The 14,536-nt window shown below is 71.0% G+C and carries 13 protein-coding genes, 1 tRNA gene and 1 pseudogene; 8 read left to right on the top strand and 7 right to left on the bottom strand.

What is annotated here, in order from left to right; all coding sequences use genetic code 11:
* The first annotated feature begins 19 nt into the window (after window positions 1-19).
* Window positions 20-96, top strand: a tRNA-Pro gene (locus OG992_RS22450).
* Window positions 97-688: 592 nt separating this feature from the next.
* A complete protein-coding gene (locus OG992_RS22445; RefSeq protein ID WP_238686638.1) occupies window positions 689-1,033 on the top strand; it encodes a hypothetical protein in 345 nt (114 codons plus the stop codon).
* 88 nt (window positions 1,034-1,121) lie between these two features.
* On the opposite strand, the pseudogene OG992_RS22440 reads toward OG992_RS22445, so the two are convergent.
* Window positions 1,122-1,367, bottom strand: a pseudogene (locus OG992_RS22440) (site-specific integrase); the annotation flags it as partial.
* On the opposite strand from OG992_RS22440, the gene OG992_RS22435 reads away from it, so the two are divergent.
* Together OG992_RS22435 and OG992_RS22430 are read left to right on the top strand one after the other, a co-directional pair.
* Window positions 1,368-1,793 carry a hypothetical protein gene (locus tag OG992_RS22435; RefSeq protein WP_266305317.1) on the top strand — a complete coding sequence of 142 codons (426 nt, stop codon included), beginning with the start codon at window positions 1,368-1,370 and terminating at the stop codon, window positions 1,791-1,793.
* A gap of 140 nt (window positions 1,794-1,933) precedes the next feature.
* Window positions 1,934-2,758, top strand: a complete 825-nt coding sequence (locus OG992_RS22430) for a class I SAM-dependent methyltransferase (RefSeq protein WP_238686616.1) — start codon at window positions 1,934-1,936, stop codon at window positions 2,756-2,758.
* A gap of 68 nt (window positions 2,759-2,826) precedes the next feature.
* On the opposite strand, the gene OG992_RS22425 is transcribed toward OG992_RS22430, so the two are convergent.
* Window positions 2,827-3,300 carry a hypothetical protein gene (locus OG992_RS22425; RefSeq protein WP_238686615.1) on the bottom strand — a complete coding sequence of 158 codons (474 nt, stop codon included), beginning with the start codon at window positions 3,298-3,300 and terminating at the stop codon, window positions 2,827-2,829.
* Between the two features lie 150 nt (window positions 3,301-3,450).
* Here OG992_RS22425 and OG992_RS22420 point away from each other — a divergent pair, with 150 nt between their 5' ends.
* The gene (locus OG992_RS22420) at window positions 3,451-4,734 is read left to right on the top strand and encodes an MFS transporter (protein WP_238686614.1); all 1,284 of its coding nucleotides are present in this window, start codon (window positions 3,451-3,453) and stop codon (window positions 4,732-4,734) included.
* 339 nt (window positions 4,735-5,073) lie between these two features.
* Here OG992_RS22420 and OG992_RS22415 read toward each other — a convergent pair whose 3' ends face one another.
* Window positions 5,074-6,780 carry a bifunctional UDP-sugar hydrolase/5'-nucleotidase gene (locus tag OG992_RS22415; protein ID WP_266304226.1) on the bottom strand — a complete coding sequence of 569 codons (1,707 nt, stop codon included), beginning with the start codon at window positions 6,778-6,780 and terminating at the stop codon, window positions 5,074-5,076.
* A gap of 279 nt (window positions 6,781-7,059) precedes the next feature.
* Between OG992_RS22415 and OG992_RS22410 the strand changes: the two genes are divergently transcribed.
* On the top strand, window positions 7,060-7,857 hold the full coding sequence (locus OG992_RS22410) for an alpha/beta fold hydrolase (protein ID WP_266304225.1): 798 nt from the start codon (window positions 7,060-7,062) through the stop codon (window positions 7,855-7,857).
* Window positions 7,858-7,892: 35 nt separating this feature from the next.
* On the opposite strand, the gene OG992_RS22405 is transcribed toward OG992_RS22410, so the two are convergent.
* Both OG992_RS22405 and OG992_RS22400 read right to left on the bottom strand, forming a co-directional pair.
* Window positions 7,893-8,543 (bottom strand): histone deacetylase, encoded by a 651-nt coding sequence (locus OG992_RS22405; RefSeq protein ID WP_266304224.1) that lies wholly within the window; start codon window positions 8,541-8,543, stop codon window positions 7,893-7,895.
* A gap of 9 nt (window positions 8,544-8,552) precedes the next feature.
* Window positions 8,553-9,332, bottom strand: coding sequence for a phosphodiesterase (locus OG992_RS22400; protein WP_238684827.1), 780 nt, complete (start codon window positions 9,330-9,332; stop codon window positions 8,553-8,555).
* Between the two features lie 198 nt (window positions 9,333-9,530).
* Between OG992_RS22400 and OG992_RS22395 the strand changes: the two genes are divergently transcribed.
* Window positions 9,531-10,940 (top strand): sensor domain-containing diguanylate cyclase, encoded by a 1,410-nt coding sequence (locus OG992_RS22395; protein WP_266304223.1) that lies wholly within the window; start codon window positions 9,531-9,533, stop codon window positions 10,938-10,940.
* A 181-nt stretch (window positions 10,941-11,121) separates the two neighbouring features.
* Here OG992_RS22395 and OG992_RS22390 read toward each other — a convergent pair whose 3' ends face one another.
* A complete protein-coding gene (locus OG992_RS22390; RefSeq protein WP_238684829.1) occupies window positions 11,122-12,183 on the bottom strand; it encodes an aspartate-semialdehyde dehydrogenase in 1,062 nt (353 codons plus the stop codon).
* A gap of 5 nt (window positions 12,184-12,188) precedes the next feature.
* Window positions 12,189-13,454, bottom strand: a complete 1,266-nt coding sequence (locus OG992_RS22385; RefSeq protein WP_030489892.1) for an aspartate kinase — start codon at window positions 13,452-13,454, stop codon at window positions 12,189-12,191.
* A gap of 260 nt (window positions 13,455-13,714) precedes the next feature.
* On the opposite strand from OG992_RS22385, the gene OG992_RS22380 reads away from it, so the two are divergent.
* Window positions 13,715-14,503: a hypothetical protein gene (locus tag OG992_RS22380; RefSeq protein ID WP_238684830.1), complete on the top strand. Its 789-nt coding sequence runs from the start codon at window positions 13,715-13,717 to the stop codon at window positions 14,501-14,503.
* Window positions 14,504-14,536: the final 33 nt, after the last annotated feature.

Raw genomic sequence — 14,536 nt, 5'->3', positions numbered from 1 at the left:
ACTATTTGTCGGCACGCCTCGGGGTGTGGCGCAGCTTGGTAGCGCGCTTCGTTCGGGACGAAGAGGTCGTCGGTTCGAATCCGGCCACCCCGACCAGAGGTAAGAGGGCACATCCGATTCATGGATGTGCCCTCTAGTGCTTCCTGGGTGACCAATTGAGTGACTAGGACCATTCGACGGTTTGCACCGACAGCGAACGGCCCCCTGCGGTAACAGAGGGCCGTTCTGTCCGAGGTGCGCGCCTCACTCTCATGGCTCACATCTCGCTCCCGTCAACGAGACTGGACCTACTCTCGTGAGTAGCGCAAAGCAAGTTACTCGGAAGTAACCATGGATTGAGTAAAGTAGCGATCCACACAGGTCGATAGATTCTCGGCATTTATGCAGCTCAGGCCCCCTTCCTGCCGCTAGGCAATGAGTCCCATCGACGGGACCCGTGGAACCGCGCATGAGGCCGATATCCGGCGCTACGCCCTTGCCTACTCAATCGACGTGACAACCTCTCAAACACCGTGACGCCGCCCCACTGTCGATCGTTTCCCCGAGAAGAGCGCCCCACGTCGCGCGTCTCGCTGGCGGTAACCGGCAGACGCTCAAACGCGACGTGGGGCGACATGTCCGAGGTAGCACATGGGACGCCACGCCCGAAGTAAGTCGTCAGCCATCACACACTCTCAAGGAGACACACGTGTCCAACAGCACCGCCAGAAGTAACCGCGACCTCAATGCCAGCCAGGAGCGCTCGGCCGTGGTGCCTCAGCCACGGAGTTCACAGGATCCGATCGGTGGTGAACACCGACTAGCGCTCGACCAGCACCGCTACCTCTTGACCGAACGCCACTTGTTGATCCTCGTGATCGCCTTCGTGGTCGGACTCCTGGCCGGTGTGGCCGCCGGGGTTAGCGTCGCTGTGCAGGCACAGGCGTCACTGGGCACGGGACCATGCGTCTTGCTAGGCATCGCCAGTGGTCTAGTAACTATGACCATGGCCAGCTTGGCCGTAGCGAAAACCCTCCACAAGCTCCTGCGGTAGGACACGGGTGCAAGGTGTCCTGCCCTGTGGGGCAGGGCAGGACACCTTTCCTACGTTCTGTCGGATCCGGGGATGATCCGGTCCATGGCCAGCGGTCGACGCCCTGGGCGCGAAGCTCGCGCAGCTTCCGAGCGCCCAACGCCGGGATGATGTGGGTACGACACAGGATCTCGCGCTTAGTCTTGGTGCGGTCTGATCGGCCGTTGAGTCCATAGGTCAGCCAGTCAGTGACGGCTTCGGTGACGGTGTAGTGGTGCTCGGTGATGGCTAGCCCGTCTTCGTAGTCGCGGATCTGCTCCCGCAGTTTGGCGCGGGCTTCGTGGAGGACGGCCAGGTGACCGTCCTGGCTGCTCCCACTGTGGGCGGCGACTGGATCGGTGAGGTGTCGATCGCCCCCGATCAGCCACGGTCCGACGGCGTGCTTGGCACCGGCACCTCCTTCACCACGACGGCCGACCCCACCGATCCCGCCGGCGTGCTGGCCGTGCCCATCGGCGTTGAAACCGGCGGTAGCGAGGGTCAGCAGCTCCTGCTCGTGGTGACGCCGGCAGCCGCCACCGCGGTGCGTGTCCTGCGCGACGGGCAGGAGGTGGCGCGGAGCGCCGTCAGCGGCTCCGGGGCGGCCATGCGGGTGCCCCGCCCCACCGCGGGCCTTGTCGTGGAGGCGCTGGACGCGTCCGGCGCGACGATTGCCAGCGGTCAGGTGTCCAAGCAGGGCTCCCAGCGGACAATCCAGACCGACACCTGGAACCAGGAGTGAGACGGCCACCTGCACGGTGACGCCTATCGGACACCGCACCGACGGCCTTCAGCTGCGGGTATAGGTGTTTCTACCGATCCCCCGAGGGGCTACCGCCCCTAACGTCAGTGGCACACCACACCGTCCGAGGGGGACCACCGATGACCATCGCACCCGATCTCACCGCCGTGAAGGCACGCCAGCAGGTGACGTGGGCCAGCGGTGACTACGGCGCGGTCGCCGCGCTCATCCACCCGATCTCCGAGCTTCTGGTGACCGCTGCCGACCTTTCCGCCGGCGCCCGCGTACTCGACGTGGCTACGGGGTCCGGCAACGCCGCCATCGCCGCCGCCCGCTGCGGCTGCGTCGTGACCGGCGTCGACTACGTACCCGAACTGTTGGAACGCGGCCAGGCCCGCGCCGCTGCGGAACGACTCCCGGTCACGTTCGTGACCGGCGACGCGGAGCGACTGGCGTACGCCGACGGGTCCTTCGACGCGGTCCTCTCCGTCGTCGGGGTGATGTTCGCGCCGGACCAGGAGCGGGCGGCGGCCGAGCTGGTCCGGGTCTGCCGGCCCGGCGGCACTGTGGCGCTGGCGTCGTGGACGCCGCAGGGCTTCATCGGCGACCTGTTCCGCACGGTGGGGCGGCATGTGCCACCACCGGCAGGGCTGCGCCCGCCGGTCGAGTGGGGCGACGAGGGCCGGGTCCGCGAACTGCTCGGCGCGGCCGTGGGTGAACTGCGGGCGGTACGCCGAGAGTTCGTCTTCCGCTTCGGCACCCCGGAGGAGTTCGCCGACTTCTTCCGGGTCAACTACGGGCCGACGTTGAAGGCGTTCGAGGCACTGCCCGAAGAGCGACGCCCGGGCCTGCACGCCGATCTGGTGGAGCTGGCCCGCACCCACAACCGCGCCACCGACGCCACCGTCCGCATCCCGGCGGAGTACCTGGAGGTCGTGGCGCAGCTGACCCCCGACCGGGCCTGACACCCGTCCGCGCCACCCCGTTCGAGGTGGCGCGGACCGGTCAGTCCTGCCGCTCCGTGCGCGCGACCTCAGTCCTGCCGTTCGGTGCGCTCGATCTCCGCGAACGCGGCGGCCAGGTAGTCGTCCAACGGCACGCTGGTCGCCGCCAACAGGTCTGCCACCAGCAGCGGGGCGTGTCGCGCCAGCGTCGACGCGTCCGGCGGTGACTCGTCGCTCTCGGGGTCGTACACGCCCAACGCGCCGGCCAGCAGGACGAGCACGACGTGCGGGTCGACATCCGTTCGCCACCGCGTCGACTCCTGCACGCAGCGGGTCAACACCTGGCGGATGTCGTCGCCGGTCAACCCGTCCGGATGGCTCTCCTCCAGCAGCAACCGGACCACCGCGCCGAGCACCAGGCCGGAACGCTCGTCCGCGGCGAGACCGCCGACCGCCTCGTCGTACGCCTCACCGTCGCGTGCCTGGGCGGCGGCGACGGCCGTCGTTGCGGTCAACGCGATGGCGCGGGCGGTAGCGGGCAGATGTCGCCAGGTGCCGGTCATCGCGCCAGCATCGCAGACCCGGCGGACACCAACCGGCCACGATCACGGCGAGTGGATCAACGTGGGATTGGTCACCCGCCGGTCCCGGTGACCGCGAGGCGTGGTCAAAACGGTTCGCGCGGCGTCAGACCCACCGAACAGAATGCCGGCATGCTGCGTCGTGCCCTGCCCCGCCGTTCGGAAGCTCGCCGGATCCTCCTCGGCACACTGCTGTCGGCGGTCGGGCGGGGTCTGACCCTGCCGTTCCTCTTCATCTACCTGACCGACGTACGCGGGCTCACCGACACCCGTGCCGGGCTCGTCATCGGCTGGTACGGCGTGGTCACCCTGGCCCTGTCGCCGCTGGGCGGGACTCTGATCGACCGGATCGGCGCCCGCCGGGTGGTGGTGCCCTGTCTGCTGATCGAGGCGATCGGCACCGGGTCGTTGGCGCTGGTCCACTCCACCGGCTCGGCCCTGCTGGTGATGACGGTGATCGCCATCGGCAGTTCGGCGATCTGGTCCGGGCAGAACACCATCCTCGCGTCGCTGACCGACGACGATGAGCGGCAACGCGTCTTCGGGTTGAACTTCGCCCTGCTCAACCTCGGCATCGGCATCGGCGGCATGACCTCCGGCGCGATCGTCGACACCGCCCGGCCCGGCACCTTCCAGGCGATCTACCTGCTGGACGCGGTGACCTACCTGATGCCGGCGCTGATCCTGCTCACCCTGCCGGGGGTGGGCCACCGACTCGGCAAACGTCGAGGCGTCGACGAGCCGTCGGCCGGTGGCTACCTGACGGTGCTTCGCGACCGCCCGTTCCGGCGGCTGGTGATCTTCGGGCTGATCCTCACCACCTGCGGCTACGCGCAGGTGGAGGTGGGCTTCGCCGCGTACGCGGTGCGGGTGGCCGAGGTGAATCCCCGGGTCGTGGCCTGGGCACTCGCGGCCAACACCGTGATGATCGTGCTCGCGCAACTGCTGGTGATCCGCCGGATCGAGGGGCGCAGCCGCACCCGGGCGTTGGCAGTGGTGGGAGCGGTGTTCGCCGCCGCCTGGCTGGTCCTCGGCGCGGCCGGCCTGGTCAGTGCTGAGAACGCCGTGCTGGCCGCCCTGTGCGTGGTGCTCTGCTCGGCGATCTTCGGTTTCGGCGAGACGATGCTGTCACCGGTGATGCCCGCACTGACCAACGCGCTGGCCACCGACGAGCTGCGCGGCCGGTACAACGCCATGAGTTCGATGATCTTCGGAATCAGCGGTGTGATCGGCCCGGTGACCGCCGGCCCGCTCATCGGCGCCGCCAACGGCATGGTCTGGGTGGCGACGGTGGTCGGCGGCTGCCTGGTCGCGTCGCTGGTCGCGCTCTCCCTGCGCCGGTTGCTCACCACGGATCAGGACGGCCTCACGACGACCACCCCGGCATCCCCCACGCCCACGCCCGCCCCCGCCTGACCTCGAACATCCCCTCCGTACCCCGCACCCCGCACCCCGCACCCCGCACCCCGCACCCCGCACCCCGCACCCCGCACCCCGCACCCCGCACCAAGATCGCGCTCAATCCTGGATGTAGTGGCATCCCCGCGCACCAATGCCACTACATCCATGTTCGAGCGCGATCTTGCCCGGATAGGCGCGCGGGTGGCGCGAGCGCGGGCGGCACGGGCAGGCAGGCACGGGCGGCCAGGCACGGGCGCGGGCAGCCACAGGCACGGGCAGGCGGGCGGGCGGGGTCTGGGACGGGTCGGGCCCCGGAGCTGGTGCTCCGGGGCCCGATGTCGCAGGGGTCGGCCGTCAGGCGGCGGGGACCTCGGCGGTGGTGCGGATCCGGTCCAGCGTCGGCGCGGAGACCGGCGACTGGGCGGTCAGGTACGCCACGAAGGCGTCCAGGTCGATCTGGCCGGTGACCGGGTTCGTGCCGCCGGTGAGGGCACTGAAGCCGTCGCCTCCGCCGGCCAGGAAGTTGTTCACAGTCACCCGGTAGGTGGCGGCGGTGTCGACGGTGGTGCCGCCCAGGGTGAGGCTGCCCCGGACCACGCGGGTGCCGGCGCACGGGTCGGCGACCGTACCGGTGGTGCCGTTCGGGTCGACCACGTAGCCCACTGTGGCCGACGGGTACAGGGTCCGATTGGTGATGAACTGCTGCTCCAGGACGCAGTAGAGCTGCGCGCCGGTCAGGTCCAGCGTCACCAGGTTGTTGGCGAACGGCTGGACAGTGAACGCCTCTTCGTAGGTGACCGGGCCGGCGTCGAGGTCGGCCCGGACCCCGCCGGGGTTCATGAAGGCGGCGACGGCGTTCTGTTCGTCGTCGGTGGCGGCGAGCTGCGCGTCGGCGATCAGGTTACCCAGTGGCGATTCGCCCAGACTCGTACCGAAGAGGGTTTCCTGGCTCCGCGTGATCGCCTCGTTGGTCACGCCGACCTGGCGTCCGGCGACCGGGCCGAGCACCGTCTTGTACCGGTTGATCAGCGCGGTCTGCCTCGGGTCCTTGGCGACGTCGCGGGTGACGACGACGTTGTTCGCGGCGGCGGACATGACATCGCCGGACCGACGGTCGATCTTGAGGTCGATGTCGGTGACCAGGCGACCAAACGAGCTGGCGGAGGTGACCAGCTTGCCGTTGATGTCGCAGTTGTACGCCTGGTGGGTGTGCCCGCTGACCACCACGTCGATCGACGGGTCCATCCGGTTGGTGATGTCCACGATGGGGCCGGTCATGCCGACGCAGTCGTTGATCCCGCCGGTCGCGGCCTGGGTGCCACCCTCGTGCAGCAGGACGACGATCGCCTGTACGCCCTTGCGGCGCAGCTCGCGCGCGTACCGGTTGGCGGTGTCCGCCTCGTCGGCGAAGGTGAGGCCGGCGACGCCCTGCTGGCTGACGATCTGCGGGGTGCCTTCGAGGGTCATGCCGATAAAGCCGACCTTGACGCCCTGCACCTTGTGGATCGCGTACGGCGCCATAAGCGGCTTGCCGGTGGCGGTCTTGAAGGCGTTCGCGGACAGGTACTGGAAGCCGGCCCCCCGGTACGGGGTGCCGTCGATGCAGCCGTCCACCGGGTGGCAGCCGCCGTTCTGGATTCGCAGCAGCTCGGCGGCGCCTTCGTCGAACTCGTGGTTGCCGACGCTGGCGTAGTCCAGGCCGGCCATGCTCAGCGCCTCGATTGTCGGCTCGTCGTGGAACGCGGCCGAGAGCAGCGGGGACGCACCGATCAGATCACCGGCGGCGACGGTGATGGTGTTCTTCTTCTTGGCTGCGGCGCGCAGCTCGGCAAGGTGGGTGGCCAGGAACTCGACGCCACCCGCGGTCTGCCCGGCGATGGTGCCGCTGGACCCGCTCGGCGGTTCGAGGTTGCCGTGGAAGTCGTTGAGGGCGAGCAGGGTGACGTCGACCGGCTTCGGCCCGGCGTCGGCCTGCTCAGGGTTGGTGGCGACCGCGCCGAAAGCGGCCACCGCGAGCGCGGTCAGGCCGACAGCGGCCCGACGCATCCCGGGTATGAACATGGATCTCCTCGTGAGAATCGGCGCGTACGGTGCCCGGCCTCTGGGTCGACCGGGGCCGCCGACGGTCGCCGTCGAAAGGGTCGCGGATGACGGTGGTTGCGCATGGCCCCCGCCCCGACAGCCTCTCATCCGAACGCCCACCGGTCGACCCGGGCAGCGCGTCGGAGCAGCGCGTACGCCGAGGCCGCTATCGATCATCGTTTAACGCGGTCTGCCGGACAACGTCGGACCCAGGGTCTAGAAAGGACGGGACAGCCTACGAGGAATGGGGGCGGCATCGTGAGCGGAACGACACCCGTGGCGGAGCAGGTGCGATCGGTCGACGGCACGCCCATCGCGTTCGAGCGGTCCGGTGCCGGGCCGGCGGTCGTCCTCGTCGGCGGCGCGTTCAGCGATCGCAACGCGACCCGCGACCTGGGTGCGGCACTGGCGCCGGATTTCACCACCTTCAGCTATGACCGTCGCGGTCGGGGCTACAGCGGCGACACCGCACCGTACGAGGTCGGCCGCGAGATCGACGACCTGGCTGCCCTGATCGCGGCGGCGGGTGGTTCCGCCGCCGTCTACGGCATCTCCTCCGGGGCCGTGCTGGCCGCCCTCGCCACCGCACAGGGCCTGCCGGTGACCAGGTTGGTCATGTTCGAGCCACCGTTCCAGGTCGGCCCGCACGTGGGCGTCCGCAAGGACATCACCCCGCAGCTCATCGAGCTGATCGCCGCCGACGACCGGGACGGCGCGGTGGAGACCTTCCTCAGCGCGTCGGTGGGGCTGCCGGCCGAGCAGATCACCGGGATGCGGTCGCAGCCGATGTGGGGTGGGCTGACGGCGGTCGCGCACACCCTGGTGTACGACGCGATCGTCACCGCCGGGGGGCGATTCCCCGCCGAGCGGCTGGCGGCCATCACCGCGCCCACCCTCGGGGTGGACAGCACCGGCAGTCCACAGTGGTTGCGGGACGCGAGTCGGGCGGCGGCCGAGGCCGTTCCGGGCGGCCGGTCCGTGAGCCTCGACGGCGGTTACCACGACGTGCCGCCGGCGACGCTGGCCCCCGCGCTGCGCGAGTTCCTGCTCGGTTGACAGCACCAGCGGCCGACGAGGCGCATGCCGGCCGGTCAGTCGTCGGTCAGCGCCTTGTCGACCAGGTCAACGACGGCGTCCGGTGGCCAGGCGCCCGCAACGCCGGGCCGGGCCGCCAGGTAGGCGGCGATCCGCTCGGCGGGCCAGCCGTGCGACTCGCGCAGCCCTCGGGCGATCATGCCGAGGTAGATCGGCGCGGGAGGTCGGCACGGCACGGCTGACGCCCCCTCGGGGGCGGTGAAGGTGAGCATCGGAACACCGTCGCGGCTGCCCGGGCAGATCAGCGTCTCGTACCGCCCGGGGCCGAGCGTGGCCCGTCCGTTGGCGACGGCGGCGTCGATGGCCGCGCCGGTCGCCGGGATCAGCTCGGTCGTGTCGCCCGGCGGGCGGTACATCTCCTGGGCCGCGATGTCGGTGAACTGCTCCAGGGTGACCAGGTAGGCGCGGGCCGCGGCCTCGCCCGGCAGGTGCGGGTCGTAGAAGGCCATGCCGCCGGTCCAGGCACCGGACTCACCGGCGAAGTAGATGCCGCCGGGCAGCGACACGGGCGTCGACCGGCTGGGTGGGCGCCGGTCACGGCAGCCCGGGTACGTCCGCTTTCCGCCGGGTGGGCAGCCACCACCGATGTACCAGCCCAGCCGGGCGGCGTGCATGTTCGAGCCGTACGAGACGTACCAGGCCAGCATGACCACCCCTCAGAAGCCGCAGGTCTGCCCGGCGGAGTGGCTCACCTGCACGGTGTGGGTCACGCAGCCACCTGCCTCGACCGAGTGCAGCAGGAAGGCGGTGGGCTCGTTGACCCAACCGATCTGCTCGTCGGCGCTCATGGTGAGCGTGCTCTGCTTCCACGTGCTGGGCGCCACTGTGAGGACAGTGCCCGCGTACGCGGTGGTGACCGGGCGGTGCAGGTGACCGGCGGCGACCCGCACCACGTGCCGGTGTCGGCCGATCACCTCGGCGAGCGCGTCGCCGTCGGCCAGTCGGATGGAGTCCGCCACGGGGATGCCGACGGCGACCGGCGGGTGGTGCAGAAAGATCACGGCGGGCACCTCGGGCCGCCCGGCCAGCACCCCGTCGAGCCAGCCGAGCTGTTCCTCGCCGAGTTGGCCGCCGTCGCTGCCGGGGACGAGCGAGTCGAGCACCACGACGGACGCCGCCTCGTGGTCGACGTGGTAGTAGGCCGAGAAGCCGCCGCCGAGCCACGGTGTGCCGCCGAACGCGTCGAGCAGGGACTCTCGGTCGTCGTGGTTGCCGGTGGTCAGGTGCACCGGCAGCGGGAAGTGGCCGATCACCTCGCGCAGCGCCGCGTACTCGTCGGGCTGGCCGTGGTCGGCCAGGTCGCCGGTGATCACCACGCAGTCGGGTCGGGGTCGCAACGCCAGCACCCGGCCGAGCGCTCGGTGCAACCCGGCGGCCGGTTCGGCGGCGAGCAGGCCGGTGGTCAGGTGCGGATCACTGAGCTGGGCGATGAGCATGGGCTCGCCTCCTCGGCGCGGGGATGCTCCACGCTATCGCCGGTCGCGGCATCCCGGGGACATCCGTCCACAGGCTGCGTCCACAGCCTGTGGATAGCACGTGTGTACGAAGCCCGGTCGGTCCCAGCCACCGTGAGTACGCTTGATCGAGCGGTTCGGCGTCGGCCGGGCCCCTCCCCTACCTGGAACGACGTGCGAGTGGATCATCAGCGAGTCATCCGTGACGTCACCGTCCGCCTGCCGATGGCGTCGAGCACGCCGGAGGCGTGTCGGTGGACGGTCACCGCGCTGTCCCGCCACACCCCGGCGACCATCTCCGTGCTGCTCGCGGTCCACGACCGCCTGCGCTGCGTCGCCGCGACCGGGGCCTGGCAGGTCTTCGCCACAGTGCCGGCGCGGACCGGCATCGTCGGCCGGGTGTACGCCACCGGCGCTCCCGCCGTCGTCCCGGACGTCACAGTCGACCCGGACTACCTGCCGGTGCGCCCGGATGTGACAGCCGAGCTGTGCGTACCGGTGCTGGACCCGACGGGCCGGGCGATCGGCGTACTCGACCTGCAGTGGAGTGAGCCGACCGACCTGGAGCCGTGGCGGGAGACCGCGCAGCGGCTGGCCGACGGGCTCGGTGCGCGGATCGCCGCCCTCGGTGGCCCGCCGGCGGAGAGCCGCAGCGAGAAGCTGCTCCGGCACGCGGCCGCGCTCTCCTCCGCGCCGACCGAGGGAGAGGTGATGGGGGCAGCCGCCCGCGCCGCCCGGGAGGTCTCCACCCTCTCCACCGCACTACTGCTGATCGGCGGCCAGCTCGGCCCGTCCCCTGCGACACCGAGCGATTTGGAGACCCGGATCCGCGCCGAACTGGCCGCCGCCGGTCCGGCCGCCCTGGACCGGATGGTCGAGCGGGCGCACCGGTACGGCGCCGGGTACACGCTGGGCGAGGCCGGGCATCCCCCGACCGAGGACTACCGCCCGTTGACCCGGGCTGGGGTACGCACGCTGGTCGCCGTGCCCGTCGGCCCCACGGACGCCGCGGGGGTGCTGCTGGTCGCCGACGAACGCGCGCTGCGCCCCGACCCGACCACTGTCAGCCTGATGGAGTTGCTCGCCGGGCAGGCCTGGACGAGCGTGGACCGGCTGCGTACGCTGGCCCGGCTGCGGGAGCAGGCCAGCTCCGACCCGCTGACCGGGTTGCGGCACACCGGCCCGTTCGGGCAGCGGATCGCTGCGGCCACCCCCGGGCGTACGGCTCTGCTGGCGATCGACGTGGACGGCTTCAAGACCGTCAACGACACGTACGGCCACCAGGCCGGCGACCGGGTGTTGGTCGGGTTGGCCCGGGCACTGGAAGGGGCGCTCCGGCACGGCGACGAGTTGTACCGGATCGGCGGCGACGAGTTCGTCGCCGTGATCGAGGTGAGCCGCCCGGAGGAGGCGGTTCGGATCGCCGAACGGCTCACCGAGGCGGCCCGACGCATCGGCCGCACGATCAGCGTGGGCGTGGCGCTACCGCGCCCCGGCGAAACCCCCGACCGCACCCTCAAGAGAGCTGACCAGGCCCTGTACGCGGTAAAACGCCAAGGCCGAGACGGCGTCCTGCTCTCCGCCGCGTAACCCCACCCCGCACCCCACGCCACACGCCCCGCGCCCCGCGCCCCGCCGATCTTGCACTTACGGTTGTCGTTTTGTCGCTCTAGTCCCTTATGTCGCCACAGAAACTGCAAGATCGCGGCAGCGGGGGCGGGGGCCCGGGGGCGGGGCCCGGGGGCGGGAGGGCGGGGGGCCGGGGGCGGGGTTAGGTGGTGCGGAGTTCTTTGGCTAGGAGTTCGGCGATCTGGGCGGTGTTGAGGGCCGCGCCCTTGCGGAGGTTGTCGCCGGTGACGAAGAAGTCGAGGGCGCGGGGGTCGTCCAGGGCGCGGCGAATCCGGCCGACCCAGGACGGGTCGGTGCCGACGGCGTCGATCGGCATCGGGAACTCCCCGGCCGCGGGGTCGTCGACCAGGATCACCCCTGGTGCGTTGCGCAGTGCCTCGCGGGCGCCCTCGGCGTCGACCTCGGTGGCGAAGACCGCGTGCACGGCGACCGAGTGGGCGGTGACCACCGGCACCCGGACGCAGGTGGCGGAGACTTTGAGGTCGGGGAGGCCGAGGATCTTCCGCGACTCGTTGCGGATCTTCATCTCTTCCGATGACCAGCCGCTGTCCGCCGGGGAACCCGCCCAGGGGACCACGTTGAGTGCCATGGGTGCCGGGAACGGCCCCAGGTCGTCGCCGACAGCCTGGCGTACGTCGCCGGTGCGCGAGCCGAGCGCCCGATCGCCGGCGACCTTGGTGAGCTGATCGTGCAGGATGTCGACGCCGGCCTGGCCGGCACCGGAGACCGCCTGGTAGGAGGCGAGCACCAACTCTCGTAGGCCGTACTCGCGGTGCAGCGGCGCGACGGCGACGATCATCGCGAGGGTGGTGCAGTTGGCGTTGGCGATGATGCCCCGGGGCCGGTTGCGCACCTGCTCGGGGTTGATCTCCGGAACGACCAGCGGGACGTCGCGGTCCATCCGGAACGCGCCGGAGTTGTCGACGGCGATCGCGCCCCGGGCGACGGCGATCGGCGCCCACTCGGCGGAGACCTCGTCGGGCACGTCGAACATGGCCACCTGGACCCCGTCGAACGCCTCGGGGGTCAGCGCCTGGACGACGACTTCCTCGCCCCGGCAGCGCACCCGGCGCCCGACGGAGCGCTCGGAGGCGAGCAGCCGGATCTCACCCCAGACGTTGCGTCGCCCGGTGAGCAGCTCACACATCACGGTGCCGACGGCACCTGTCGCTCCGACCACGGCGAGGGTGGGCAGCGCCGTCATCGGCGCTACCTACCCGTCCCCGCGTAGACCACGGCTTCGGTGTCGCCGCCCAGCTCGAACGCGTCGTGGATGGCGCGGACGGCGGCGTCGAGGTCGGTGTCCCGGCAGACCACGGAGACCCGGATCTCGGAGGTGGAGATCATCTCGATGTTGACCCCGGCGGCGCCGAGCGCGGCGAAGAAGCCGGCAGCCACCCCGGGGTGCGAGCGCATGCCCGCGCCGATCAGTGAGACCTTGCCGACGTGGTCGTCGTAGAGCAGGCCCTTGAACTTGACCGGCTCCTGGATCTTGCTGAGCGCCGCCATCGCGGTGGGACCGTCGGCCTTGGGCAGGGTGAACGAGATGTCCGTCCGGCCGGTGCCCTCGGTGGAGACGTTCTGCACGATCATGTCGATGTTGATCTCGGCGCCGGCGACGGTGTCGAAGATCCGCGCGGCGGCACCCGGCTCGTCGGGCACCCCGACGATCGTGATCTTGGCCTCGCTGCGGTCGTGCGCGACCCCGGTGATCAGTGCCTGCTCCACGGAAAGGTCCTCCATCGATCCGGTGACCATCGTGCCGGTGTTGGTCGAGTATGACGAACGGACGTGGATCGGCAACCCCGCCCGCCGGGCGTACTCCACGCTACGCAGGTGCAGCACCTTCGCGCCGCAGGCGGCCAGCTCCAACATCTCCTCGTAGGTGATGTGCTGGATGTGACGGGCGTTGGGCACGATCCGCGGGTCGGCGGTGAAGATGCCGTCCACGTCGGTGTAGATCTCGCAGACGTCCGCGTGCAGGGCTGCGGCGAGCGCCACGGCGGTGGTGTCCGAACCACCGCGGCCCAGCGTGGTGACGTCCTTGGTGTCCTGCGAGACGCCCTGGAAGCCGGCCACGATGACCACCGAGCCCTCGTCGAGCGCGCCCTTGAGCCGCCCGGGGGTGACGTCGATGATTCGGGCGCGGCCGTGCACGGAGGTGGTGATCACGCCAGCCTGCGAGCCGGTGAACGAGCGGGCTTCGTACCCCAGGTTGTGAATGGCCATGGCCAGGAGGGCCATGGAGATCCGCTCCCCGGCGGTGAGCAGCATGTCCAGCTCGCGGCCCGGCGGCAGCGGGCTGACCTGGTTGGCCAGGTCGAGCAGCTCGTCGGTGGTGTCACCCATCGCGGAGACCACCACGACCACGTCGTCGCCGGCCTTGCGGGCGGCGACGATGCGCTCGGCCACCCGCTTGATCCGCTCGGCGTTGGCGACGGAGGACCCGCCGTACTTCTGCACCACGAGTGCCACGACGGTGCACTCCCTCCCAGCGACCCTGAGCGTGCCGACGCCGCCGGAACCGGGGCCGGCGGCGCGTGTCAGACCTCATGAGGGTATCCGGCGGATAACGAAGCCGGGTCAGGTGATCCCACCATCCGGCCCGGCCGGGACCGGCGAGACCGGTCCCACCAGGTCGAACGGGGTACGCCGGGACACCCCACCCGACACGCCGGGACGAGCCAGGTACGCGCCGGCACCCGCCAACCGCCCGCACCCACCAGAATGGGCCGGTGCCCGTCCTCATCCGCTCGGCCGGCCGTGTGCTCGGGCCGCTCGTCCTCGCCCTGCCAGCCCTCCTGGTCGCCTGCACCAGTGAGCAGCCTCCGACTCCGCCGCCCGCCGACCCGGGGCCGGTCGAGGTGGACGCCGCACGGGATGAGCTGGCGGCACTGGCCGCGGCGGCTCAGGACCGTCACCTGGTGGCCCAATATGTCTACGGCCAGGCGGGCCAACCGGATCGCACCATCGTGTTCACCAGCGCGAATGACGGGAGCTGGCGGGTGGACGTGCCGGGGGGCGCCCTGGGTGGCACCGCCGATGTCTCGATGGCCAGCACCGCCGACGGGTTGTTCCAGTGCGCCCTGCCGTCGGCCGGTCACACCGAGTCGGCGAGTTGCGTCCGCCTGGGTGATCGCGACGACGCGATCCCGCGCCGGTCCGACCCCCGGGTCCAGCACCTGCTCACCGACTGGCTGGACGTCCTCACCGACCGACGCGCGCCGTTGGCGGTCGCTCCGGCCAACGCGCCCGAGGGCCTCACCGGCACCTGCTACTCGGTGGATTCCACCTCGGCGTCGCTCAACGCCCCGCTGGATGTGGGCATCTACTGCTACGACAAGGACGGCACGCCGACCGGCGTCCGGACCGGGGCCGGGACGCTCCGGCTGGCCGCCGCACCCGGCCCGGCGCCGGCCACCGTGCAGCTGGCCGGTCCGGTGGTGATCGACCGGGAGCCGCTCGACATCGCGGCGCCGCCGACCCCGGACCCGTCGGAGAGCCCGGGCGCGGGAACGCCCTGATCTTCGTCCCGTTACGGGTGCTCTTGCCCACAT

The organism is Micromonospora sp. NBC_00362 (genome assembly GCF_026342155.1).
Classification (GTDB): Bacteria; Actinomycetota; Actinomycetes; order Mycobacteriales; family Micromonosporaceae; genus Micromonospora; species Micromonospora hortensis.
Note: the sequence above shows the minus strand (reverse complement) of the source record. Positions and strands in the feature narration are given on the sequence as shown.

What these genes read in the sequence shown, in the direction of transcription:
- OG992_RS22430 (WP_238686616.1), top strand. Translation starts at nt 1,934, where the DNA reads ATGACCATCGCACCCGATCTCACCGCCGTGAAGGCACGCCAGCAGGTG.
- OG992_RS22425 (WP_238686615.1), bottom strand. Translation starts at nt 3,300, where the DNA reads ATGACCGGCACCTGGCGACATCTGCCCGCTACCGCCCGCGCCATCGCG.
- OG992_RS22420 (WP_238686614.1), top strand. Translation starts at nt 3,451, where the DNA reads ATGCTGCGTCGTGCCCTGCCCCGCCGTTCGGAAGCTCGCCGGATCCTC.
- OG992_RS22415 (WP_266304226.1), bottom strand. Translation starts at nt 6,780, where the DNA reads ATGTTCATACCCGGGATGCGTCGGGCCGCTGTCGGCCTGACCGCGCTC.
- OG992_RS22405 (WP_266304224.1), bottom strand. Translation starts at nt 8,543, where the DNA reads ATGCTGGCCTGGTACGTCTCGTACGGCTCGAACATGCACGCCGCCCGG.
- OG992_RS22400 (WP_238684827.1), bottom strand. Translation starts at nt 9,332, where the DNA reads ATGCTCATCGCCCAGCTCAGTGATCCGCACCTGACCACCGGCCTGCTC.
- OG992_RS22390 (WP_238684829.1), bottom strand. Translation starts at nt 12,183, where the DNA reads ATGACGGCGCTGCCCACCCTCGCCGTGGTCGGAGCGACAGGTGCCGTC.